The 23,768-nt window shown below is 72.5% G+C and carries 20 protein-coding genes; 9 read left to right on the forward strand and 11 right to left on the reverse strand.

The genetic code is table 11. From position 1 onward, the window contains the following. Positions 1-12: 12 nt before the first annotated feature. The gene (locus AADR41_RS24230) at positions 13-618 is read right to left on the reverse strand and encodes a DUF5825 family protein (RefSeq protein WP_342283499.1); all 606 of its coding nucleotides are present in this window, start codon (positions 616-618) and stop codon (positions 13-15) included. Continuing rightward, positions 615-2,531, reverse strand: coding sequence for a RiPP maturation radical SAM C-methyltransferase (locus AADR41_RS24235; RefSeq protein WP_342283500.1), 1,917 nt, complete (start codon positions 2,529-2,531; stop codon positions 615-617). Before AADR41_RS24235 ends, AADR41_RS24230 begins: the two co-directional genes overlap by 4 nt. Before the next feature lie 383 nt (positions 2,532-2,914). Between AADR41_RS24235 and AADR41_RS24240 the strand changes: the two genes are divergently transcribed. From AADR41_RS24240 to AADR41_RS24265, 6 genes are all read left to right on the forward strand, one after another. After that, positions 2,915-4,075, forward strand: a complete 1,161-nt coding sequence (locus AADR41_RS24240; RefSeq protein WP_342283501.1) for a substrate-binding domain-containing protein — start codon at positions 2,915-2,917, stop codon at positions 4,073-4,075. A 103-nt stretch (positions 4,076-4,178) separates the two neighbouring features. Continuing rightward, positions 4,179-5,540: an ABC transporter substrate-binding protein gene (locus AADR41_RS24245; RefSeq protein ID WP_342283502.1), complete on the forward strand. Its 1,362-nt coding sequence runs from the start codon at positions 4,179-4,181 to the stop codon at positions 5,538-5,540. 87 nt (positions 5,541-5,627) lie between these two features. After that, a complete protein-coding gene (locus AADR41_RS24250) occupies positions 5,628-6,647 on the forward strand; it encodes a carbohydrate ABC transporter permease (protein ID WP_342283503.1) in 1,020 nt (339 codons plus the stop codon). Continuing rightward, the gene (locus AADR41_RS24255) at positions 6,644-7,516 is read left to right on the forward strand and encodes a carbohydrate ABC transporter permease (RefSeq protein ID WP_342283504.1); all 873 of its coding nucleotides are present in this window, start codon (positions 6,644-6,646) and stop codon (positions 7,514-7,516) included. The genes AADR41_RS24250 and AADR41_RS24255 overlap by 4 nt, the downstream gene beginning before the upstream one ends. Positions 7,517-7,557: 41 nt before the next feature. Then, on the forward strand, positions 7,558-8,607 hold the full coding sequence (locus AADR41_RS24260; RefSeq protein ID WP_342283505.1) for a hydroxyacid dehydrogenase: 1,050 nt from the start codon (positions 7,558-7,560) through the stop codon (positions 8,605-8,607). Then, the gene (locus tag AADR41_RS24265; RefSeq protein WP_342283506.1) at positions 8,604-10,505 is read left to right on the forward strand and encodes a DUF2264 domain-containing protein; all 1,902 of its coding nucleotides are present in this window, start codon (positions 8,604-8,606) and stop codon (positions 10,503-10,505) included. The genes AADR41_RS24260 and AADR41_RS24265 overlap by 4 nt, the downstream gene beginning before the upstream one ends. Positions 10,506-10,570: 65 nt before the next feature. Here the strand turns inward: AADR41_RS24265 and AADR41_RS24270 are convergent, their stop codons facing one another. From AADR41_RS24270 to AADR41_RS24295, 6 genes are all read right to left on the reverse strand, one after another. Beyond that, on the reverse strand, positions 10,571-11,209 hold the full coding sequence (locus AADR41_RS24270) for a LutC/YkgG family protein (RefSeq protein ID WP_342283507.1): 639 nt from the start codon (positions 11,207-11,209) through the stop codon (positions 10,571-10,573). Further along, entirely contained in the window at positions 11,206-12,750 is a 1,545-nt protein-coding gene (locus AADR41_RS24275; protein ID WP_342283508.1) for a lactate utilization protein B, read from the reverse strand. The genes AADR41_RS24270 and AADR41_RS24275 overlap by 4 nt, the downstream gene beginning before the upstream one ends. Next, on the reverse strand, positions 12,747-13,514 hold the full coding sequence (locus tag AADR41_RS24280) for a (Fe-S)-binding protein (RefSeq protein ID WP_342283509.1): 768 nt from the start codon (positions 13,512-13,514) through the stop codon (positions 12,747-12,749). The genes AADR41_RS24275 and AADR41_RS24280 overlap by 4 nt, the downstream gene beginning before the upstream one ends. A 178-nt stretch (positions 13,515-13,692) precedes the next feature. Then, complete coding sequence (locus AADR41_RS24285; protein ID WP_342283510.1) at positions 13,693-14,439, reverse strand: FadR/GntR family transcriptional regulator; 747 nt, start codon at positions 14,437-14,439, stop codon at positions 13,693-13,695. Between the two features lie 159 nt (positions 14,440-14,598). After that, positions 14,599-15,645 (reverse strand): S66 family peptidase, encoded by a 1,047-nt coding sequence (locus AADR41_RS24290; protein WP_342283511.1) that lies wholly within the window; start codon positions 15,643-15,645, stop codon positions 14,599-14,601. Between the two features lie 138 nt (positions 15,646-15,783). Beyond that, on the reverse strand, positions 15,784-16,563 hold the full coding sequence (locus AADR41_RS24295; RefSeq protein WP_342283512.1) for a crotonase/enoyl-CoA hydratase family protein: 780 nt from the start codon (positions 16,561-16,563) through the stop codon (positions 15,784-15,786). A gap of 120 nt (positions 16,564-16,683) precedes the next feature. On the opposite strand from AADR41_RS24295, the gene AADR41_RS24300 reads away from it, so the two are divergent. Continuing rightward, complete coding sequence (locus AADR41_RS24300) at positions 16,684-17,562, forward strand: DUF2510 domain-containing protein (RefSeq protein WP_342283533.1); 879 nt, start codon at positions 16,684-16,686, stop codon at positions 17,560-17,562. Positions 17,563-17,692: 130 nt separating this feature from the next. After that, entirely contained in the window at positions 17,693-18,019 is a 327-nt protein-coding gene (locus tag AADR41_RS24305; protein ID WP_342283513.1) for a hypothetical protein, read from the forward strand. 36 nt (positions 18,020-18,055) lie between these two features. Here AADR41_RS24305 and AADR41_RS24310 read toward each other — a convergent pair whose 3' ends face one another. After that, positions 18,056-18,688, reverse strand: a complete 633-nt coding sequence (locus tag AADR41_RS24310) for a class I SAM-dependent methyltransferase (RefSeq protein ID WP_342283514.1) — start codon at positions 18,686-18,688, stop codon at positions 18,056-18,058. Between the two features lie 468 nt (positions 18,689-19,156). On the opposite strand from AADR41_RS24310, the gene fusA reads away from it, so the two are divergent. Next, positions 19,157-21,253: an elongation factor G gene (fusA, locus tag AADR41_RS24315; RefSeq protein WP_342283515.1), complete on the forward strand. Its 2,097-nt coding sequence runs from the start codon at positions 19,157-19,159 to the stop codon at positions 21,251-21,253. A gap of 751 nt (positions 21,254-22,004) precedes the next feature. Here fusA and AADR41_RS24320 read toward each other — a convergent pair. Beyond that, positions 22,005-22,787: an ABC transporter ATP-binding protein gene (locus AADR41_RS24320; RefSeq protein WP_342283516.1), complete on the reverse strand. Its 783-nt coding sequence runs from the start codon at positions 22,785-22,787 to the stop codon at positions 22,005-22,007. Then, positions 22,784-23,767, reverse strand: coding sequence for an ABC transporter ATP-binding protein (locus AADR41_RS24325; RefSeq protein ID WP_342283517.1), 984 nt, complete (start codon positions 23,765-23,767; stop codon positions 22,784-22,786). Before AADR41_RS24325 ends, AADR41_RS24320 begins: the two co-directional genes overlap by 4 nt. Position 23,768: the final 1 nt, after the last annotated feature.

Here is a 23,768-nt window from a genome sequence, read left to right on the forward strand (position 1 = left end):
GCTCCATCCCGTTCAGATGTCGGTGCAGGGGACGGGCCACCGGCGGATGCGTGGCGGCAGGGCCACCGCCCAGCCGTCGGTCACCCGGGCGAGGCGCTCGGCCGCCAGCAGCTCCACCGCTTCCCGGCCGATGGCGTCCAGCGCGGCCATTGCGGTGGGGGCCTGGACGGTGCGGAAGGCGGCGAGCAGATCGGGGTCGTCGATCGTGAAGCGGGCTGCGGCCGACGGCTCCCGGCGGTCCATGACGGTGACGAAGTCCGGTCCGCGCCGGTGGTAGAGCTGCCCGTAGGCGTGGCGCTCCCGCCAGGTGCCGAGCTCCACCGGTTCGCCGGGCAGGGGGCCGGGGGCCGGCAGGTGGCGCAGCAGACCGGCCGTCCGGGCCACCTCGTGCGCGGGCCCGGTGAACAGCGGGTCGTCGGTCGCCGGAAGCCAGCGCACCACGAGGTCGTGGCTCTGGCACTCGCGCAGGAACCGGACCGCTTCCGCCGCCGGGCGTCCGCCCGCCCCCAGCCGCAGCGGTTCGCCGACCGTCACCAGCCGTCCGCGGATCCGGTGCGGCACCCACCCGGCCGGCAGGTCGGGCGCGGTGCGGGTCGGGGGTGCGGGCAGGGGGCTCATTCGGCGGCCTTCTCTCCGTCGTCCGGCGTGCCCGATGCCACGCCGGCGGTCCCGTCCGGTGCCTGGGCGCGCTCGACCGACCGGACCGGTACGTGCCAGGTGGGCAGCGACACGTAGGAACGCCCGTCGTCGAAGAGGAGTCCCAGCGCGACCGCTTCGCCGAGCCACGCGTCCAGCTCCGCATCGGCCGGCCGGTGCCCGTCGGCCGTGAGCAGCCGGTGCAGTGCGCTGCGGGTGCGGCCCGCCTCCAGGTGGCGCAGGGCGGCGGCGTGCCAGCCGGTCAGCCGGTGGGTGCGGGGCGGCCAGCCGTGGCGCCGGTCGTGGACGAGGAGTGGCCCGTCGTCGGTGGGCTGTTCCAGGACCAGGGTCGAGGCGGGATGGCCGGTGTACCAGTCGCGGGCCGCGGCCTTCAGCCGCGCCTCGGTCCCGCCGCCGATCCCGGCGGGCGGGGTGTCGAAGAGGTAGACCAGATCAGCCAGTTGGTCCTCGGGCAGGTCGTAGACATGGCGGTACATTTCGGCGGGCCGGCGTTGCGGGAAGCCGAGCGCGGGGTCGGCGAAGTTGGGGCTGAACCGTTCCAGCTGGATGCGGTGGGCTCCGCCGGGCGGCTGGAGGTGGACGAGCGCCGGCAGCTGGTCGATGACGGGGGCGTAGTCCTGGTCGGTCTCCCCCGGGAAGCCGTACAGGTAGTTCCAGGAGCAGGTGAGCGAGTGGTTCTCGCACTCGCGCAGGGTCCGGACGTTGCGGGCCCCGCTGACGCCCTTGTCCATGAGGTCCAGAGCCCTGTTGCCGAGGCTCTCGATGCCGGGCTGGATGTGGACCGAGCCGGCGCGGGCGAGCAGTTCCAGCTGCTCGGCGGTGAGGTTGGACTTGACCTCGTAGTGCATGCGCAGGTCCCAGTCGCTGCCGGCGGCGAGCGGGAGGAAGTCCTTGAAGTACGCCATGTCGATGATGTTGTCGACGGTGACGATGTCCAGAATGCGGTGCCGCCGCACCAGACGGTCGACCTCGTCCCAGAGCCGGTTCCCGGGTTTGGCCCGGAAGGTCATCGCCGAGCCGTTGAGCCCGCAGAAGGTGCAGTGGTGCTTCTCGCCCCACCAGCAGCCCCGGGCCCCCTCCACCACCAGTTTCGGGTGGACGTACTCCGCGACCGGGGAGGCGTCGATGGCCCGCTGCCAGAGGTCGTAGTCGGGCGAGGGGATGTCGGCGGGTGCGACGGTGCGCCGGGACTCCTCGTTGGCGCGCGACTCCCGGCCGTCCCACCAGCAGAGTCCGGGGACGTCGGCGGGCGCGGTGCCCGCGTCGATGTGGGCGAGCAGGGCGGGCAGGGCGTACTCCCCCTCGCCGCGCACCACATGGTCGACGAAGCGGTGGTTGCGGTGCAGTGCGTGGCCCATCGGGCCGTCGCAGTTGCTTCCGCCGAACACCACGGTCAGCCCGGGGCGGCGCCGTTTGAGCTCCGCGGCGAGCGCCAGCGAGGAGATGTTCTGCATGAACGTGGAGGTGAAGCCCACGACATCGGGGGCGTCGGCGAGTATCGCGCCCGCGCCCTCCTCGACGAACTCCGCCGCGTGGACGCGCATCGCGGTCGCGGTGGCGATGTCGGTCCCGCGCTGCGCGGCGTACTCCTTGAGCTGCGCCACACCCCATTCGGGGTCGTTGTACAGGACGCCGGAGAACACCCAGTCCCCGAGTCCGTCGAAGATCGATTCGCTGCCGACCGCGACGTGGTCACCTGGGCGCAACGCCCCCTTCGAGCGTTCCAGCAGGAATTCCGCCCAGCGCAGGGAGCCGTGGAACTCGCGCACCTCGTCGTCCGGCCGGGTCCGGTCCAGCAGCGCGTGCAGCAGTCCCACCTGGAGCGAGGGGAGTTCGATCGGCTGCCAGGGCATGGTCACCAGATGTATTCGCACGGAGCCTCCCACGGCACGGTGGCGGACGCCGGGCCCCGCCCGGCGTCCGCCCTTCTCGTCGCTGTCCCGCCGAACCGGGGCGTTCCGGTTCAGCGTGTCGGACGTTTCTCGATCGTCTGCCGTTCGCGGTTCTTCGCCTCTTCCTCGCGGACCACGACCTTCTTGATCTCCATGTGCCCCTCCCCTCGGCGTTCGGTCTCAAGTCCGTTGACGTTAGGTCTCGTTGTGACGCAGTGGCAAGGGTGCCCACTGGGGCCCGTGGGGCGTACGTGGCGGTCCGCAGCGCTGTCCGGCCGGAGACCGATCGCTATGCTGCGTGCCGAGCGCTCACCGGAAGCGCTCAAACGAACAGTGCGCGGCGGTACGGCGAGGGGGCCAGCAGCATGCGGGAGCCGGTTGAACTCAGGCGGCAGCGGATCCTGTCGGTGGTGGAGTCGCGCGGCGCCGTCAAGGTCAGCGCGCTCGCGGCCGAGCTCGATGTCTCGGTGGTCACGGTCCGGCGGGACGTGGAGGAGCTGGCCCGGGACGGGCGGCTGCGCCGCGGACACGGGGTGGCCCGCCCGGTGCGGGAGCCGGTCCCGACCGCCGCGGTCCCGGCGGCCCGGGGCGAGGAGCCGGGCGGCGACGCCGGGGCGGTCGCCCTGGTCGTCCCGGAGCGGCACACGTACCTGTACGAGACCCTGCACGGCGCCCGCTCCGTCCTGGAGGAGTCCGGGATCCGGATCGCCCTGCACATCGCGCCGCCGTCGGCCGGTGCCGAACGTCCGCTGGTGGAACGGGCGCTCGCGGACGGGGCGCGCGGGCTGCTGATCGCGCCCCGCTGGCGCAGCGCCCGCTCGGAGGAGCTGGACTACGGCTGGCTCGCGAACGTGGGGGTGCCGACCGTGCTGATGGAGCGGCGGCCCCGGCCGGGCAGCGCGCTGCACGCCCTGGACTCCGTCTGTTCCGACCACTGGTACGGGATCCATCTCGCCGTGGACCATCTGGTGTCGCTGGGGCACCGCCGTATCGTGCTGGCCGCCCGGGACGACAGTCCGACGGCACGCAGCATCCGTACCGCGTTCGCCGAGATCGCGGCGGCCCGTCCCGAGGTGGCGCAGTGGTCGGTGGTGCTGAGCTCCCCGCAGGCCGTGCCGGGCCCGGACGCCCCCGCCCCGGCGGAGCCCCGCGGTCCCGCCGGGGCGGGCGGCAACCCTGCCGTGCTCGACCTCGCCGCGCTGCTGCGGGAGCGGGGCGTGACGGGCGCCGTGCTGCACGGCGACGTGGACGCGCTGATGCTGGTGCAGCGGCTGGCGGAGAGCGGTGTCGAGGTACCCCGGGACTGTTCGGTGGTGGCGTACGACGATGTGGTGGCGGCGCTCGGCAGCCCGCCGCTGACGGCGGTGGCGCCGCCGAAGGCGGAGATCGGGCGGGCGGCCGCCGAGCTGCTGCTCCACCGGCTGGCGGGCGGGGCGGGCGCGAGCGGTCCGGTGCGCCGCACGGAGCTGCTGCCCACGCTGAAGGTGCGGGGATCGGCCCAGGAGCCGCCCCGCTCCACCGACTGATCGTTTGACCGTTTTAATTTTCTTCTGAGCGATCTATTGACCAAGTAACGATCAGCCGATCAGGATTCCCCGTGAGCCGTTTCAGCAGCCGCGGGAGGCGCACATGCCCGGACGACAGAGCCGTCGATCCGTGCTCGCCACGATCGCCGCCCTGCCGTCGGCAGGTGCGCTCGGCGCCTGCGGCGGCGCGCCCTCGGGGGCGGTTGCCGCGCGCAGCACCGGCGCCACGGCGGCCGGCGGCGGCCGGCGCCCCACTCGGATCACCTTCTGGTCCGCGCTGCGCGGCAGCCAGGACGTGGTGGACGCGTTCAACCGCACCCACGACACCGTCCAGGTCGACCTCCAGCAGGTCCCGGCGGGCTCGATGGGCGGGTACGCCAAGCTCAGCAACGCCGCCCGGGCGGGCAACGCCCCGGACGTCGCGACGATCGAGTACCCCCAGATCCCGGGCTTCGCCATCGACGGGGTCGCCCGGGACATCACCGGCCTGGTCGGCGACCGGCTGCGCGCCGCGCTGCTGCCGCAGGCGCTCGGCCTGACCACCTTCGACCGGCGGGTCTTCGGCGTGCCGCTGGACGTCGAGCCGATGGTGATGCACTACCGCACCGACCTGTTCGCCGAGTACGGCCTGCCGGTCCCGCGCACCTGGGCGGAGTTCGAGGAGGTGGCCCGGACGGTGCGCCGCAAGGCCCCCGGCCGCAGACTGACGGCCTTCGCCACGGACGGCGCCCCGCAGTTCGCCTCGTTCGCCTGGCAGGCCGGTGCCCAGTGGTTCGACACCCGGGCGGGCGCCTGGAACGTGTCGTTCGCCGACGCGCCGAGCCGCCGCGTCGCCGCGTACTGGCAGCGGCTGATCGACCAGGACCTGGTCGTCGTGAACGCGGTCGACGGCCGGCAGTACGACGCCCAGATCGGCAGCGGCCAGGTCCTCACCCGGCTCAGCGGTGCCTGGGACGCCGGGGCGCAGATGAACGCCCGGCCCGCGCAGAAGGGGAAGTGGGCCGTCGCGCCGCTGCCCCAGTGGAGCCCGTCCGCCGCTGCGCTCGGCACCCACGGCGGGTCCACCTTCGCGGTCACCTCCGGCAGCAGGCACCCGGAGGCCGCCATGGAGTTCATCGCGTGGCAGGTATCGCACCCCGACGCGCTGCGCGCCCGGCTCGCCGGCGGCACCAGCAGCCAGTACCCGGCCGCCCCCGGGCTCGTGGCCGTCGGCCGCAAGGCCTTCGACCGCGGCTACTACAACGGGCAGGACATCTACGCGCTCTTCGAGCGGGAGGCGCACAAGATCCGGGACGGCTGGACATGGGGACCGCGGATGTCCGCCTCGCAGAAGGTGATGCAGGACGGCTTCGCCCGGGTGGGCGGCGGCCGGGGTTCGGTGATCGACGCCGTGCGCGCGGCCCAGCGGGGCACCATGCCGGACCTCAGGGCCCTTGGTCTCGCCACCACCGAGCACAGCACCTGACCGTGCCCCGTCCCCTCTTCCGTCCCCCGTTCCGGCAGCGGTCCTTCCAGCAGCAGCCCTTCCAGCAGCAGAGAGGCAGGTGACACCGTGTCCAGCCACCTCACCACCCCCGCTCCCGCCCCCACGCGTCCGCCCGCGCACGCCTCGGGGACCGCCGGGGAACAACAGCCGTCGGCCGCCGGACCGGCGCGCCGCGCCCTCAGGCACGCCAGGCGCCGGGAACTCGGCGCGTGCGGCGCCCTGATGACCCCCTTCTTCATCCTTCTCGTGACGGTCTTCCTGATCCCCGTCGCAACGGCCCTCTGGCTCAGCTTCTTCGGCTCCGACCAGCCCGGTCTCGGCTTCGGCCCGGAGCGCACCGTCTTCGTCGGGCTGCGCAGCTATACCGCCGTGCTGACCGACCCGACGTTCATCGGCGGGCTGGGCACCGTCGTCCTGTACTGCCTGATCTACATCCCGCTGATGGTGACCGGCGCCCTCGCGCTCGCCCTGCTGCTGGACTCCGGGCTGGTACGGCTGCGGTCGTGGGCCCGGCTCGGGCTGTTCCTGCCGCACGCGGTGCCCGGCATCATCGCGGCCGTCATCTGGCTGTACCTGTACACCCCGGGGCTCAGCCCGGTGATCGACCTGCTGGCCGGGGCCGACATCACCGTCGACTTCCTGGGTGTGCACACCGTCCTGCCGTCGATCGTGAACATCGCGCTGTGGAGCAATCTCGGCTACAACACGGTCGTCTTCTTCGCGGCCCTCCAGGCCGTGCCGCGCGAGGTGATCGAGGCGTCGGTGGTCGACGGCGCGGGTCCGGTCCGTACCGCGCTCCAGGTGAAAACACCGCTGGTGCGTTCGTCGATCGTGATGGTCGCGATGTTCACCCTGATCTTCGCCCTGCAGCTGTTCACCGAGCCGATGCTGCTGAGCCAGGCGACACCGATGATCAGCTCTCGGTTCTCGCCCAGCATGTACATCTACGACGCGGCGTTCACCCGTAACAACTACGGCCTCGCCGCGGCCGCCTCGGTCGTCCTGCTCGTCTGCACGATCGCGCTCTCCTACGGCGTCACCCGCTGGTCCAACCGCGCGGGGGCACCCGGGGAGGACACCCGGTGAGCACGCTCTTTGCCCGGACCGCCGCCGCTCGGCGGCCCCGGCTCCTCGGCCGCGCCGTCGTCAACCTCGTCGTCGGCGTCTCGGTGCTCTACACGCTGCTGCCCGTGCTGTGGCTGGTCCTCGCCGCCTCGAAGGACCGCGACGCGCTGTTCGGCAGCGATGTGCTGTCGCTGGACCACTTCTCCTTCGGGCAGAACCTGAAGGACCTGTTCGCGATGGACGGCGGACTGTACGGGCGCTGGTACGGAAACAGCCTGCTGTACGCGGTGCTGGGCGCCGCGGTCGGCGCGATGGTGAGCATCGCCTGCGGGTACGCCTTCGACAAGTACCGCTTCGCGCACAAGGAGAAGCTGTTCGCCCTGGTGCTGGCCGCGGTGATGGTGCCGCAGACCGTGCTCGCGCTGCCGCTGTACCTGATGGCGTCCGGCACGGGCCTCGTCAACACCTTCTGGTCGGTCTTCGTCCCGGTGCTCTTCAACCCGTTCGGGGTCTACCTCGGCCGGATCTTCAGCCGGGGGTACGTGCCGGACGAGGTGCTGGAGGCGGCGCGGCTGGACGGCGCCGGCGAGCTGGCCGCCTACTTCCGGGTCGCCCTGCGGATGCTGGGGCCGGGCCTGGTGACCGTCTTCCTCTTCCAGCTCACGGCGATCTGGAACAACTTCTTCCTGCCGATGGTCATGCTCTCCGACCAGCATCTGTATCCGGTCAGTCTCGGTCTCTACACATGGAACAGCGCCGCCGTCGTCTCGCCCGAGTACTACCCCGTCGTGATCATGGGTTCGCTCCTCGCGGTCCTGCCGTTGGTCCTCGCCTTCGCCCTGCTCCAGCGTTTCTGGAAGTCGGGGCTCACCGCGGGTGCCGTGAAATGACCGGGCCACCGCCACCGTCCCGTCCCTCTGCCAGGAGAAAGATGACCAGGACCAGCCCCGACCCTTCCGAAGCCCGCCCCACCCGGAACCGGCCGCGCGCCGCCGTGGCCATGAAGCCTGCCGCCGCGACCGCGCTCCTCGACGCCCGGTCCCTGGCCGCGCTCGACGAGGTCTGCGATCTCGCGGACCTCCCCGCCCTCGACGACTTCGCCACCGACCGGGCCCGCGCCGTTCTGGCGGACGTGGAGATCCTGGTCACCGGCTGGGGATGTCCGCCGCTGGACGCGGCCGCCCTGGCCGCCGCCCCGCGGCTGCGCGCGGTCGTCCACACCGCGGGCAGCGTCCGCGGACACATCACCGAGGAGTGCTGGGACCGCGGCATCGAGGTCTCGTCGGCGGCCGCCGCCAACGCCCTGCCGGTGGCCGAGTACACCGTCGCGATGATCCTGCTCTCCGGCAAACGGGTCCTGGAACGGGCCCGCGAGTACCGCGCGGAGCGCCGCCGCGACAACTGGCTCGCCACGCCCGCCCGGGTCGGGAACCACGGCCGCACCGTCGGCATCCTGTCCGCCTCGATGATCGGCCGGCGCGTCATCGAGCTGCTGCGCCCCTACGACCTGCCCGTCCTGCTGCACGATCCGTACGTCACCGACGCGCAGGCCGCGGCGCTCGGTGTGCGGCCGGTCGGCCTCGCGGAACTCTTCGCGCAGAGCGACGTGGTGAGCGTCCACACCCCGCTGCTGCCGTCCACCCGCGGGCTCGTCGACCGTGAGCTGCTCACCTCGATGCGCCCGGACGCCGTGCTGATCAACACCGCGCGGGGCGCCGTCGTGGACCAGGACGCACTCACCGACGTGCTCCGGCAGGACCGGATCCGGGCGATCCTCGACGTCACCGATCCCGATCCACTGCCCACCGCACACCCCCTCTGGGACTGCGACAACGCTCTGATCACCCCGCACCTCGCGGGCTCGCAGGGCAATGAATGGCAACGACTGGTCGGCCTCGCGGTCGGCGAGATCGACCGCTGGGCCGCGGGCGACGGTTTCGCCCATCCCGTACGACACGAAAGGCTGGCATTCCTCGCATGACCGCTCCGCATCCGATCTCACCCATCGAACTCCCGGCGGACGACCGGAGGTCGAGCCCGTACACCGGCTACACCCGCGCGCACTGGGAGGCCGCCGCCGACGGGCTGCTCCGGGCCGCCTGGCAGTGGGCCACCCCCGGCGGCGCCCTGCTGGACCTGCCGGGCCGGCCGTCCGCTTCCGGTGTGCGTTCCGACGGTCTGGAGGGCTACGCGCGCACCTTCCTCGCCGCCGCCTTCCGGGTGGCGGGCGCGGAGGGCAAGGACCCGCACGGCTGGCTGGACCGGTACGCCGACGGGCTCGCGGCGGGCACCCGTACCCCCGGCCGTGACGACGCCGAGTCCTGGCCGCTGATCCGCGACCACACCGTCTTCGGCCAGCCCATGGTCGAGTCCGCCTCGGTGGCGATAGGCCTGCGGCTGACCCGGCCGTGGCTCTGGGACCGGCTGGACGCCGGGGTCCAGGACCGGACCGAGGAGTGGCTGCGCGACGCGCTGCGGCACGTCCCTTCCCCCAACAACTGGTACCTCTTCCCCTACTCCGTGGCCGGGTTCCTGGAGTCCGTGGGCCGTGGCGACGCGGAAACGGCACGGGCCAAGCAGCGGGCCCTCGATCTGCTGGAGGGCTGGTACCGGGGCGACGGCTGGTACGCGGACGGCGACGGCCGGGCCTTCGACCACTACAACGGCTGGGCACTGCACCTCTACCCGGTGCTGGACGCGCATCTGTCGGGCGACGCCGCGCTGTCCGCGCACTACGGCGCCCGGCTGCGCGAGCACCTGGAGGGCTTCTCGCTGCTGTTCGGCGGCGACGGCGCGCCGATCCACTTCGGCCGCTCGCTGACCTACCGCTTCGCGGCGGCCTCGTCCGTGGCGCTCGGCGCCGTCAGCGGGCACACCCCGCTCACCCCCGGCGCCTCGCGGCGGGTGATCAACGGGTCGCTGCGCTACTTCCTGGAGCGGGGCGCGACCGGTACGGACGGGCTGCTGAACCTGGGCTGGCACGGCCCGCACGAGGCGTCGCTGCAGAACTACTCGGCGCCCGCCTCGCCGTACTGGGCGTCCAAGGCCTTCGTCTCGCTGCTCGCCCCGGAGGGCCATCCGCTGTGGACGGCGACCGAGGAGCCCGCGCCGAGCGAGGGCCCCGACCGGGTGCTCGCACTGCCCGCACCGGGGCTGCTCGTCCAGACCACCCGCGCGGACGGGGTCGTGCGGCTGCACAACCACGGCAGTGACCATGTGCGCCCGCACGAGGGCGAGTCGGGTGTGCAGGACGACCCGCTGTACAGCCGCCAGTCGTACTCCACGGTGACCGGCCCCACCTCGCGGGGGAACACGGCGGACAACCATCTGGCCGTGGTCGTCGCCGGGGCCCGCAGCGGGCGCCGGGTCATCCGTGCGCTGGGCGCCGGCGGGGGCGACGGCTGGGGCTGGGCCGCCTCCTGGCACCGCCCGGTGTTCGCGTCGGGCTCGCCGATGGTGCCGGGGCTGCGGGTGGAGAGCGTCACCGCGGTGCGCGGGCGGTACGAGCTGCGGGCGCACCGGGTGCTCGGCGCGCCGGACGGGGCGCGGGTGGAGCAGACGGGCTGGGCGACCGGCCGCGACGACGCCCTGACCTCGGAGCTGTACGGCCTGCACGGCTGGGAGGCCCGGGACGAGGTACGGGCTCCGCAGGGCACCGCGTACACGCCCTGGGCGGTGGTGCCCCGGCTGTCCGCGTCCGCGACGGGCCCGGTGGTGCTGGTGGCGCTGGCCTCGCTGACCGCGGAGCCCGACGCGGCGCCGATCGACTCGGTGGTCGACGCGGTGTCGGTGGACGGGGACGTCGTGGAGGTCCGCTGGGCGCAGGACGGGACGACGACGCGTATCGGCTTCGAGCCGGTGACGGTCACGCACGGCTGAGCAACGGGGTGCGCGGCGCGGGGATCCCCGGTGACCGCCGCGCACCCCGCCCGCCGGCGCCGGCCCTACGCGTCCGTCCTGATCACCACGGCCAGGGTGCGCGGACCGTGCACGCCCTCCACCCGCTCCAGCTCGATGTCGGAGGTGGCCGAGGGGCCGCTGATCAGCGTCGTCGGACGCTGCGGCACCAGCCGTGCCACGGCTTCCGGCACACCGGCCTCGACCGTCGACAGATCGACGACGCAGACGTGCAGATCGGGGACCAGGGAAAGCGCCCGCCGCCCCTGGTCGGGCGAGCCGTCCAGGAAGATGGTGCCGGTCTCGGCGCAGCTGACGGCCGAGGCGGTGACGACCCCGTCCAACGCGTCGAGCCGGGGCGCCGGGATGTCGGCGGAGTCCCGCTGGACCTCGCCGTCGTACCCGCCGAGCCAGTCGGCGTCGAGCCCGGCCGGCACGCCGATCCGCCGTGCCCCGCGCTCCCGCAGCACCTCGGCGACGACGTGTGCGGTGCGGTCGGCGGTGCAGGTGTGCACGGTGGCTTTGTAGTCGACGAGCCGGTCGGTGAAGAGGGCCAGGCGTTCGTCGTCGGGGAGGGTGCGGCCGGTGCGGTAGCCGCGCGGGACGGCGATGCCGGGGGCGGGGGCGGGGGCGAGGGAGAGTGCGTCCTTGATCCTGCCCAGCACCGTTTCGCGAGCGGTCGTCACTTCTCCTCCTCGTTCTTCTTCCGGCCCTGCTCGTACTCGCCCGCGGCGGCCCGCATCGTCGCGGTGCCCTCGGCCGATGCCAGCCAGGAGCGGAAGGTCTGCTTCGGCGGGACCTCGGTGTCCCGGCTCCCGCTCCAGCCGTCGAACGGCGGCGGGAGATGCGAGATCTTCCCGTCCCGCCCGCCGATGACGCGGCCGATGCCCGCCCCCTTCTGCGCTGCGGTGAAGAGCTTCGGATGTTTCATGACGGTCGCCGCGGCCTTCATGGCCAGCTTCTCCGCCGTGGTGCCGGACTGCTCGGTGTGCTGGTGGCGCAGTTCGACCAGGAGCGACGGAATGTCGATCTTGACCGGGCAGGCGTCGAAACAGGCGCCGCAGAGGCTGGAGGCGTACGGCAGCGAGCTGTTGGGGTCGTTCTTGGCCGCGTGCATCCCGGCGAGCTGCGGGGTGAGGACGGCGCCGATCGGTCCGGGGTACGTCGATCCGTACGCGTGGCCGCCGGCCCGTTCGTACACCGGGCAGACGTTGAGACAGGCCGAGCAGCGGATGCAGTTGAGGGCCTCGCGTCCGATCCGGTCGGCGAGCGCCGCGGTGCGGCCGTTGTCGAGCAGGACCAGATGGAACTCCTGCGGTCCGTCGCCCGGCGTCACCCCGGTCCACATCGAGGTGTACGGGTTCATCCGCTCGCCGGTGGAGGAGCGCGGCAGCAGCTGGAGGAACACTTCGAGGTCCTGATGGCGCGGCAGCACCTTCTCGATGCCCATGACGGTGATCAGGGTGTCGGGCATCGTCAGGCACATGCGGCCGTTGCCCTCGGACTCCACGACGGCGAGCGTTCCGGTCTCGGCGATGCCGAAGTTCGCCCCGGAGACCGCCACCTTGGTCGTCATGAACTTCTCGCGCAGGTAGGCGCGGGCGGCGGCGGCGAGATGCGCGGGCACGTTGTCCAGGCCCGGGTCGACGCCCGGGATCTCCTTGAGGAAGATCTGCCGGATCTCGTCGCGGTTGCGGTGGATCGCGGGCACCAGGATGTGCGACGGCTTGTCGTGCGCGAGTTGGACGATCAGTTCGGCGAGGTCGGTCTCGTACGGGGTGATGCCGGCCGATTCGAGGTGTTCGTTGAGGCCGATCTCCTGGGTGGCCATCGACTTGACCTTGATGACGTCGCTGCTGCCCGTCGCCCTGACCAGCCGGGCGACGATCTCGTTGGCCTCGACGCCGTCGCGCGCCCAGTGGACGGTGCCGCCGCGCTCGGTGACGTTGCGCTCCAGCTGCTCCAGGAGTTCGGGGAGCCGGTTCATGGTGTCGGTCTTGATGGCCGAACCCGCCTCGCGCAGCGCTTCCCAGTCGGGCAGTTCGCCGGTGACGTGGAGGCGTTTGGCGCGGATGGTGCGGGTGGCCCGGCCGAGGTTGCGGCGCAGCTGTTCGTTGCGCAGTTCGTCGTGGGCGGCCTCGGGGAACTTCCGGTCGCCGCGCAGGTTGCCCGTTCCGTACGGGGAGCGGGGCGGGGTCGCGGGCATGCCGAGGAAGGTGCTGCTCATCGGACGGCCTCCGTGGGGACGTACGGCGAGGTGCGGGTGGCGGAGAGGATCTGGGCGAGGTGCAGGGTGCGGGTGCCGGAGCCGATGCGGGAGAGGCCGCCGCCGATGTGCATCAGACAGGACGAGTCGCCCGCGGTGCAGACATCGGCCCCGGTGGTGGCGATGTTGCGCATCTTGTCCTGGAGCATCGCGGTCGACGTCTCGGCGTTCTTGACGGCGAAGGTGCCGCCGAAGCCGCAGCAGGAGTCGGCCTCGGGGAGTTCGACGAGGTCGATGGAGTCGACGGCGCGGAGCAGCCTGAGCGGCTTGTCGCCGACGCGCAACATGCGCAGGGAGTGACAGGTGGGGTGGTACGTCACCCGGTGCGGGAAGTACGCGCCGACGTCGCCCACGCCCAGGACGTCCACGAGGAACTCCGACAGCTCGTACGTCTTGGCCTTGACGGTGGCGACGCCCGCGCGCAGCGCCGCGTCCCCGTACCGTTCGGCGACGATCTCGTGCTGGTGCCGGACCGAGCCCGCGCACGATCCGGACGGCATCACGACGGCGTCGATCGAGTCGTCGCCGAACTGGTCGGCGAAGTTCCGGACCAGGGGGACGGGTTCGCGCTGATATCCGGTGTTGACGTGCATCTGACCGCAGCAGGTCTGCCCCGGCGGGAACACCACGTCGTGGCCCAGGCGGGCGAGCAGGACCGCGGTCGATTTCACCGCCTCGGGGAAGAGCGTGTCTCCCAGACAGGTGGCGAAGAGTCCGATGCGCATGGGGGTCTCTCCGATCGCTTCTCTATTTTTATGGTCCGACCATACTAGCCTCGGTCCGGAACATGAAGAATGCGCGCCGCGATCCACCGGACCGTGAGCCGATGAGCATGCACCTGACAATCACACGCTCACGGCCGTACGTCTCCGGTCCGTCCGACCGGAGCCGTACCTGGACGTGTCAGGAATCCTCTCGCGCCCGCTCGGAGTTCTCGTCGACCAGCGTGCCGTGGAGGCTGCGGATATGCCTCTCGACCAGGTCGGCGGCGCTCGCGCCCTCGCCCGCGCGCACCAGCCTCAGCAGCTCGGTGTGCTCGGCGTTGAGCGCTGCGGCCGTGGCCGGCCAGTCCTCGGCCGCCTCCAGCGCGCGCAGGATCAGCGGTCGCACCGACTCGCGGACGGCGGAGGTGAGCGTGGAGGTCAGCTCGTTGCCGGAGCTGCGGGCGATGTGCACATGGAACCGGGTGTCCAGATCGTTGAACTCCAGGACCGGGACGCCCGGCTCCGCCATGCGTACGACCAGGGCCTCCGCCTCGTCGAGATCCTCCGGGGAGGCGTTGCGCGCGGCCGCCTCGAAGCTGGACCGCTCCAGCACGACACGCGCCTCCAGGACGTCCTCCAGGCTGTAGCTGCCCAGCGCGAAGTGCAGTCGCAGCAGCCGCCCGAGCGCGTCGTCGGGGTGGCGCACGATCCGCGCCCCGGCGTCGGGCCCCCGGCCCGGCTGTGCGACCAGTACGCCGATGGTCTCCAGCACCCGCAGCGCCTCGCGCAGCGCGGACCGGCTGACCCCGAGCACCGGCGCGAGCTCGCGCTCGGGCGGCAGTCGGTCGCCCGCCCGCAGCTCACCGGCGAAGACCCGCTGCTCGATGCTCTGAAGCACCAGCTCATGCGTACGGGACTGCCGTACGGGTTGCCATTCGACGGGCATCCGCCACCCCTTGCCTCGGCCGGAACCGTCCGGTTGCCGTCGACTCTGCCGCTGGATCTTCAACTATGTCACACACCGCATATGGTCGGACCAAAGAGGCGACTCCCGGGGCAGGCGTTCCCGGCAGGCGTTCGCCGGCCCGGGCCGGGCGAGGCCCGTTCAGTAGCTGACGACGACGCGGCGCCCCACTCCGTCCACCTCGATCCGGCCGCCGAACGGAATGATCTGCTGCGGGTCGGTGTGACCGAGGTCGACATCGAGGACGGCCATGGTCTCGGGGGCGTACTCGTCCAGTGCCCGCAGCACCGCCTTCCGCTGCTCCGTGCGGTACCGCTCCCCGTCCTCGGCGCCGAGCGGCTTCTCGAACGACCAGTTCTTGGCCCGGGCCATGAGGAGGGCGGGGAACTGCCGGAGCAGGCCGCGCTCCCCCATGCTCCGCAGGATCCGGTAGACCTCGTCGGCCGACGGCATCTCCTCGCTCGTTTCGAGGAACAGCACCCGTCCCGCGTATTCGTCCACCGGCCGGATCTCACGATCGGCCATCAGCAGCCAGGAAAGGATCTCCAGATTTCCGCCCCAGCTCGCGCCCCGCACGTTCCGGCCGTCGGCGTTGTGCCAGATCCAGCCCCCGCAGGGCAGCATCGCGGGCTCGGAGTCGAAGGTGCGCGGGTCCTCCCACCGGCCGTTCTCCCCGTTGGACTCCTTGGACGGGGTGAGCTCGAATTCGCCCCGGGTGAAGAGGGCGGCGCGCAGGGAGTCCGCGGTCAGTGGGTGCATCGCGCCGGGACGTCCCAGTTCGACCACGACCGTTCCGCCGTGGTAGCCGACGATGCCCAGATTCTCCAGGTACACCAGCAGGTTCGTGCAGTCGCTGTACCCGAAGAACGGCTTGGGGTTGGCGCGCAGGAGCTCGCGGTCCAGGTGCGGCAGCACGGTGATCTGGTCGTCGCCGCCGATGCTGGAGATCACGGCCTTGATGCCGGGGTCGGCGAACGCCGCGTGGATGTCGGCGGCGCGTTCCTGCGGGGTGGAGCCCATCTTCCTCGTCGTCGGGTACTCCACCGGTTCGAGGCCGAAGTCCTCCCGGAGCCTGCGCAGCCCCAGTTCATGGGGCAGCGGCAGGATGCCGGGAAGGCCGGAAGAGGGGGACAGCACGGCGACACGGTCGCCGGGCCGGGGCTTGTCGGGGTACGTGTGGGTCGGCATCCGCCGAGCCTAGGGGCCGAAAACGGCGACGTCGCAGTGTTTTCCGGGCCCGGACGCCGGAGGACCGGGTGGAGGACCGGGCTGCGGAGGGCCGGGCGCAGGAGGCCGGGCTGCGGACAGCCGGCAGTGTCCCGGCCGTCACCCGTCGAAGGATCCGTGGCGGCCTGCGCCGCCTCCGAAACGTTCGGCCCCGGCCCGCGTCTCTCCCGCCGTCAGCGGGACCAGGCCGTGCCGGTACTCCTGGGCCAGCGCCTCCGGTTCGCCCAGCCCGTGCTGCTCGCGCACCGAGAGCCGGTCGTGGCGCAGACACAACTGCGGGAAGGCGGCGATCTCGTGGGCGAGCCGCTCCGCCGCGCCTCGTGCCTGGCCGGGTGGCACGATCCGGTTGGCGAGCCCGATGGCGTACGCCTCGGCCGCCGGCACGGGCCGCCCGGTGAGGATCATGTCCATGGCCCGGCTCTCGCCGATCAGCCTCGGCAGCCGCACCGTTCCCCCGTCCACCAGCGGCACACCCCAGCGGCGGCAGAACACCCCGAACACCGCGTCGTCCTCCACCACCCGGAGATCGCACCAGAGGGCGAGCTCCAGCCCACCGGCCACGGCGTGGCCGGAGACGGCCGCGATGACGGGCTTGCCCAGGTGCATACGGGTCGGCCCCATCGGCCCGTCGCCGTCGGCCCGGACCTCGTTGCCCCGCTCCGTACCGATGCCCTTCAGGTCGGCACCCGAGCAGAACGTACCGCCCTCGCCCCACAGCACGGCGACGCACGCGTCCGGATCGGCATCGAACTCCCGGAACGCATCGGCCAGTTGCCGGGCGGTGGGCCCGTCCACGGCGTTGCGGCACCCGGGCCGCGCGAGGATCACGGTGAACACCGGCCCGTCGCGCTCGATCCGCACGGCTGCTTCTTCACTCATCGTTCGGCCTCCCACAGGGACGGCGGACGGCCCCGCCGACCTCTTCGATCCGGATCGATCCGGCACAGCTGATTCATGCGATTCTCACGCAGTCGTTCTACGGTGGGGCGCGTGACCCAGATGAGCCCGCCCGGCTGGCACCCAGACCCCGGGTATACAGGAATCGGCCCCGTCCACGAGCGCTGGTGGGACGGCACCCGGTGGACCGACCAGCTCCGTGTGCCGCCCGCCACGGTCCGGCGCCGCCGGATGCGCGTCGGACTGGGCGTCACCGCCGCGGTGGTGGTCCTCGCCGCCGTCGGGGGCGGCGTCTTCCTGCTGTCGGACAGGTCCGGCGACGACAACGAGCGCGCGGCCGCGGCCCCGTCCGCCCCGCCCTCGGACTCGCCCCGTCGTGGTCCGGGCGCACCGGGAGGCGGCGGCGGGAGCGGCGCCCCCGAGCAGCAGCTGCCGGGTACCGAGGACGGCTATGCCACGGACCTGACCAGCGGCATCAGCCTTCCGGTGCCGGACGGCTGGAAGGGCAGCTCCGGGATCGCCGGCGCGGGCGTGACGACGGGCGACTACCCGTGCCCCGGCGACACGTCCGAGAAGTGCGTGCGCGGCGGGGTGTTCTCCATGCCCGCGAAGGGCCTGAAGCTCGACACCACGACGGCGAAGGACACGGCGGTGAAGGACATCTCCGCCAACGTCACGGAGTCGTACGGCGAGAAGATCTACGGCGGCATCACCTCGCACGAGGAACTCAAGTCCGGTCCGGTGACCGTGGCCGGTGAGCAGGGCTACCTGGTGCGCTGGAAGGTGGTGACGAAGAACGGCGACGACGGCTACGTCCAGTCGCTGGCCTTCCCGTCGCCCCGCTCGAAGGACCTGCTGATCGTGGTGCGGTCCGGCTTCGACGTCAATTCCAAGGCGCCCGCGCTCTCCGTCATGGACGACATCACCAAGGGCATCAAGGCCGCATCGGGAACGGGCTCCGGCCCCGGTACCACCGCGTAGGCCACGGCCCGGACCGGACGAAGGGCCCTGGGAGGCCCGCCTTCGTGCACCCGGGTGTGAGTACGAGGGCGGGCCGGGCTGAGTACGTCGACCGATCCACCGGCGCGCGGTCGCTGGTCGAATGACGGTCATGCTTCCTGACGCACCGTCCCGCCCCCGCATCCAGCACGTCGCCGGCGCCGGCACGACGCTGGCGCTGTCACTGGCCCCGCTGGTGATCGGCGTGCTGCTCGCCAAGTCCATGGCGGCGGATCCGATGACTCCGGTGAACGCGCTGGTCACCCGGGGCGGGCAGCCCGTACCCATCTCGCCCGCGCAGTGGCGCGGCTGCGGCCGGCAGGTCCTGCGCAGGTGGAAGGGTCCGCTGAAGGCGGGCAGGCATCCCGTCGCCCTGGTGCGGCGGTGCCCCGGGGTCCGGCGTAGCCGCCGCCCGGGAGAGTCGCCGGCCGAGCGCTGAGCGAGCCGCGGCCCGGCGCCCGGGGCCGGCCGGGTATCAGGCCCGTCGGCAGTGCAGGAACAACTGGGGCTCGGCCGACGCCGCTTCGTACTCCGGAGTGAACAGGGTGCTCTGCTCCCACAGCACCGAAAGGCCGGCCGCGGCGACCAGCTCGGTGAACTCCTCCGGGCCGAAGCTCGTCGCCCGCACGTCGTGCCCCATGAAGACGACGTCGAAGTCCTCCACGTCCAACGGCACCGTGGCCACGACCAGATGACCGCCGGGAACCAGCAGCCGGCCGAGCTTCCGCAGGAGCCGGAACTGGTCGTCGCGGGACATCTGGAGCAGTGAGAAGTACGCGCAGACCGCGTCGAAACTCCCCTCTTCCAGGGCGAGTCCGAGGATGTCGGCGCATTCGAACCTGGCGTCGGGAACCTGTCGGGACGCCAGGTCGACCATGCCGGGCGAGACGTCCACCCCCAGCACCTCATGGCCTGCCCCGGTGAGGGTCTGCGCGGTCGGCCGCCCCGTTCCGCTGCCGACGTCCAGGATCCGGCTGTGCGGTGCGAGATCGCCCAGCAACCGCTGCAACGAGGCGTGGTGGGCGGCGGATCCGGCGAACGCCCGCTCGTAGTCGGCGCCCAGCGCGTCGAACACCGTGGCGGCAGCGCGGCCCTGGTCTCCGTCCATCGATGTGGTCCCTTCCCCAAGCGCCGTCCCGTGCGGTTCCCCGAGGATCGTTTCATCATTCGCCGGCGCCCACAACGCCCGCCTGCGGGCGCCGGGGCCGCGAAATCCGGTTTCCCGCCGCCCGCGCGTTTCCTACACTCACCACGAAACGCGCGCCACCACGGCATGTGACGCGCACCGTGACCAGTGAGGGGAGACCGGCCGTGCGCCACCGCACCGCTGTTGTCGTTCCCTCGTCGCGGTACGAGGTGATCCTGGTGTCTTCGTGCGCCCGGTGCCGGCTGCGCGGCCCGCACCGGTCCCCCGCGACGGACAACTGACCTCGCAGCGCCCGGCGTCGATTCGGCCGGGCGATCACCCGCAGGTGTGACACACCGTCGCGGAGGTCTGTACCCGGCCCGGTCACCGGCCGGTTCGTCCGGGAATCGCGCCCTCCCGTTCCGGAAGACTTCCGAAAGGCCACGGGCCGTGCGTACCGAACTGCACCGTCGACCCACCAGTCCGCCGACCGACGTCCGCAACCTGGGCATCCTCGCCCATGTCGACGCCGGCAAGACCACCGTCACCGAGCGGATCCTCTATCTCACCGGCGCCGTCCACAAACAGGGCGAGGTCCACGACGGGACGACCGTCACCGACTTCGACTCCCAGGAACGCGACCGCGGGATCACCATCTTCGCCGCCGCGGTGAGCTGTTCGTGGGACGGTCACCGGATCAACCTGATCGACACCCCCGGCCATGTCGACTTCTCCGACGAGGTGGAGCGCTCGCTGCGGGTACTCGACGGCGCGATCGCGGTGTTCGACGCAGTCGCCGGCGTCGAGCCGCAGAGCGAGTCGGTGTGGCGGCAGGCCGACCGGCACGGGGTGCCTCGGATCGCCTTCGTCAACAAGCTGGACCGTGCCGGGGCCGGCCTCGACACGGCGGTCTCGTCGATCAGGGACCGGCTGCACACCGTCCCGCTGGTGGTCCAACTGCCGATCGGGAGCGAGGAGGGCTTCTGCGGAGTGGTGGATCTGCTGCGCATGCGGGCGCTGCTCTGGGCCGACGACGGCGCGTTCGAGGAGGGGCCGGTACCCGATGCGCTGCGCGAGGAGGCGCTGCGGCGCAGACGGCTGCTGGAGGAGACGGCGGCGGAGCTCCATCCGGCGGCGCTGGAGGAGTTCTGCGCGCGGTCCTCGGTCCGTGAGCAGACGCTGCGGGCCGCGCTCCGCGACCTGACCCGCAGCGGCGAAGGTGTTGTGGTGCTGTGCGGTTCGGCCTACCGCAACCGCGGCATCGAGCCGCTCCTGGAGGCCGTGGTGGCCTACCTGCCCTCTCCGCTGGACGTGCCGCCGGTGCGCGGCACCCTGGACGGCGTGGTGCAGGAGCGGCCCGCCGATCCGGCGGCGCCGTTCGCCGCGCTGGTGTTCAAGGTGAACTCGACGGCCACCGGCCGGCTGACCTGTCTGCGGGTGTATTCGGGAACGGTCCGGAAGGGGGACACGGTGCTGGACGCGGGCGCGCGGCGCCACGAACGCGTCGGGCGGATCCTGCGTGTGCAGGCCGGGCGTCACACGGACGTCGACACGGCGGTGGCCGGGGACATCGTCGCGGTGATCGGGCCGAAGGCGGCCCGCGCGGGAGCCACCCTGTGTGCCCCTGCGGCGCCGCTGGTACTCGAACCGCCCACCGCGGCCGAACCGGTCGTCTCGGTGGCGGTCGAGGCCCAAAGGCGCACGGACACCGAGCGCCTGGTGACGGCGCTGGCGCGGCTGGTCGAGGAGGATCCCTCACTGGCGGTCCGCACCGACCCCGAGACCGGGCAGACGGTGCTGTCGGGAATGGGGGAACTGCATCTGGAGGTCGCGGTGGAGAAGATCCGGCGTGCGCACGAGCTGGAGATCGGTGTCGGCAGGCCGCAGGTGGCGTACCGGGAGACGGTCGTCCGCGGGGTGTCCGGGCTGGTGTACCGGCATGTGAAACAGGACGGTGGCGCCGGGCAGTTCGCCCATGTCGTCATCGACACGGAGCCGTTGGGATCCACCGGTGAAGGCGGTGCGGACGATGGGCCCGACTTCGTGTTCCGGTCGACCGTCGTCGGTGGCCGGGTGCCGCAGGAGTACGTGCGGGCGGTGGAGGCCGGCTGCCGGGACGCACTGGCCGAGGGTCCGCTCGGCGGGCATCCGGTGACCGGACTGCGGGTCACCCTGACCGACGGAGCCACCCACTCCAAGGACTCCTCGGAGATGGCGTTCCGCACGGCCGGCCGGTTCGCGCTCCGTGCGGCGTTGCGGGCGGGTGCGATGGTGCTGCTGGAGCCGGTGGCCGAGGTCACCGTCACCGTGCCCGACGACGCCGTGGGCGGAGTCCTCGGCGATCTGGCCGCGAGACGCGGCCGGGTCTCCGGCTCGGCCGCGCGGGCCGGCACCGCGGTGATCACGGCGACCGTGCCGCTGGCCGAGCTGTTCGGCTACGCGACCCGGCTGCGCGGCCGGACCCGGGGCCGGGGAACGTTCACCACCCGCCCCACCGGCTACGCTCCGGCGCCGAACCCGGTCCTCCCCGGGACAGCGGCCGGGTGACGACCGTGCCGGCCCCTCCCGTTCGCGGGCGGGGCCGGTCCGGCCGCACATGGCGGTCCAGGATGCGCCGGGATCACGCAGTCGTCCTCCCGCGCGGGTGCGCGCCCGGTCGGCCGAGGGCGCTTCCCGGCCACTGGTGCGGACCGCTCGCGCCAGTGCCGTGGAGGCGGTGAGGACGACGTCGTACGTCACGATGGTGCGCCCGTCGTCGAGGTACACGTCGCCGATGGTCCCGGTCTGGTCCGTAATGCTCTGCCGCGGTGCGTCCAGCGCGTCCGCAGCCTCCCTGAGGTACAGCGGCGGCTGCCGTCCCTTGTGCTTCGGGCCCTGCCGCCACTTCCGCAGCTCCATGGACCACGCGTCGGGGTGCGCCGGGGCGGCGTAGCGGATGGTGACGGAGGGACTGCCGGATCCCGGGTCGCCCTGGAGCAGGGCACCGAGCCACTGCCCGACGGGGGCGGGCGCACCCTCGGCCTGAACGACGAGCGCACCGTATCTGCGCTCGAAGCGCACCCGCTTGCGGGTGAAACGTTCCCGGAAGGTCAACTGCGCCAGGACATCGTCCAGCCCCATCCGTACTCCCGTTTCCGGACGGCTGATCGGCGATCACTACGGTGTCAAGTTGACTGAGGGACACGGTAGTCGGGGATTCGGCCCCGTCAGCCTGCGCAGTCGTCCGGGCCGGCCGGCGGGACCGCGCGCACGACGGTCCCGCACAACGGTTTCGGCGGTCCCTCGCCCGGGCCCGCCCTCAGCGCTCTCCGCCCGGCGGACCGCCGCGCCTGGGCACCGAGTTCAACAGCAGCCGGGTGTAGGGGTGTTCCGGCGTGTCGAGCACCCGGTCCACGGGGCCCGACTCCATCACCGCGCCCGATCTGAGCACGAGCACCTCGTCCGCGATGTGCCGGACGACCGCCAGGTCGTGGGTCACGAAGAGGTAGCCGATCCCGGCCTGGCCGCGGATCTCACGCAGCAGTTCGAGGATCTGGGCCTGGATCGACACGTCGAGCGCGGCGACCGCCTCGTCCAGGATCAGTACCCGGGGCTCCACCGCGAGCGCTCGCGCGATCGCCACGCGCTGGCGCTGCCCGCCGGACAGCCCGCGCGGCAGGGCCGCCGACTCGCGGGCCCCCAGCCCGACCTGGTCGAGGAGTTCGGCGACCCGGGCCCGGCGCGCGGTCCCGTCCAGACCGGTGTGGAGTCTCAGCACCTCGTCCAGGCAGCCGCTGACCGTCACCCGCGGATCGAGGGAGAGGTAGGGGTCCTGGAAGACCATCTGGACCGACCGGGCCCGGGCGAGCCGTTCGGCGCGGCCGCGGGCGCGGGCCGAGCGGTCCCGGCCGTCCAGCCGGACCGTGCCGCCGTCCGGGCGCTCCAGGCCCACGAGCATGCGGACCGTCGTCGTCTTTCCGCTGCCGGACTCGCCGACGATCGCGAGCGATCCGCCCGGCGGGAGTGTGAACGACACTCCGTCGACCGCGGTGTGCTGCCCGTACCGCTTGCGCAGCCCCTCGACCACCAGTCCTTTCGTCACAGTGTGATTCCTTCCTCGGCGCGGTGGCACGCGGCCAGGCCCTCGCCGTGCGTCGCCGGTTCGGGCCGTTCCTCGGTGCAGCGCGGCACCGCGTGCGGGCAGCGGGCGGCGAAGGCGCAGCCGGGCGGGTTCTCGGCGAGCGATACCGGCCTGCCCGGGACGGGCCGGGGTGCGGGGGCGCCTGCCTCGATGCGTGGGGTGGAGGCGAGGAGCCCCGCCGTGTAGGGGTGGCGGGGCCGGTCGAAGAGCTCGTCGGTGGAGCGGGTCTCGACGATCCGGCCGGCGTACATCACGTACATCCGGTCGCAGACCGCCGAGGCGAGTTCCAGGTCGTGGGTGACGAAGAGCATGCCGGTGCCGCGCTCGGCACGCAGCCGGGCCAGGATCGCGATCACCTCGGCCTGCGTGGTGACGTCCAGTGCGGTGGTGGGTTCGTCGGCGAGGAGCAGGGCCGGCTCGGCGGCGAGGGCGGCGGCGATGACGACCCGCTGGAGCATTCCGCCGGAGAACTGGTGCGGGTAGCGACGCAGGGCGCCCCGGGGGTCGCGGATGCCGACGGCTTCGAGGAGCTCCAGGGCGCGCGCGGTGGCCCGGTCGGCCGGGGTGCCCGAGGCCCGCAGCCCCTCGGTGAGGAAGTCGCCCACCCTGCGCAGCGGGTTGACGGAGGCGCGCGGGTCCTGGAAGACCATGGCGACCTCGCGGGCCCGGAGCGCGGCCAGCTCCTTCGGGCGCATGCCCAGCACGTCGCGTCCGAAGACCCGGACCTGACCGCTGGTGCGGGCGCCCCGGGGCAGCAGCCCGAGGACGCTGCGGCAGGCGACCGACTTCCCGGAGCCGGACTCACCGACCAGGCCGACGGTCTCCCCGGGCCGTACCGTCAGACTCACCCCGTCCAGGAGGGGACGGGCGGCCCGGCCGTCCGGGAGCCTCACCCCCAGTCCGTCGATCTCCAGGACGGGCGTGGTCGAAGTCGTGGTCATG

It is taken from the genome of Streptomyces sp. CLV115, assembly GCF_038448545.1.
In the GTDB taxonomy this organism is placed as follows: domain Bacteria; phylum Actinomycetota; class Actinomycetes; order Streptomycetales; family Streptomycetaceae; genus Streptomyces; species Streptomyces sanglieri.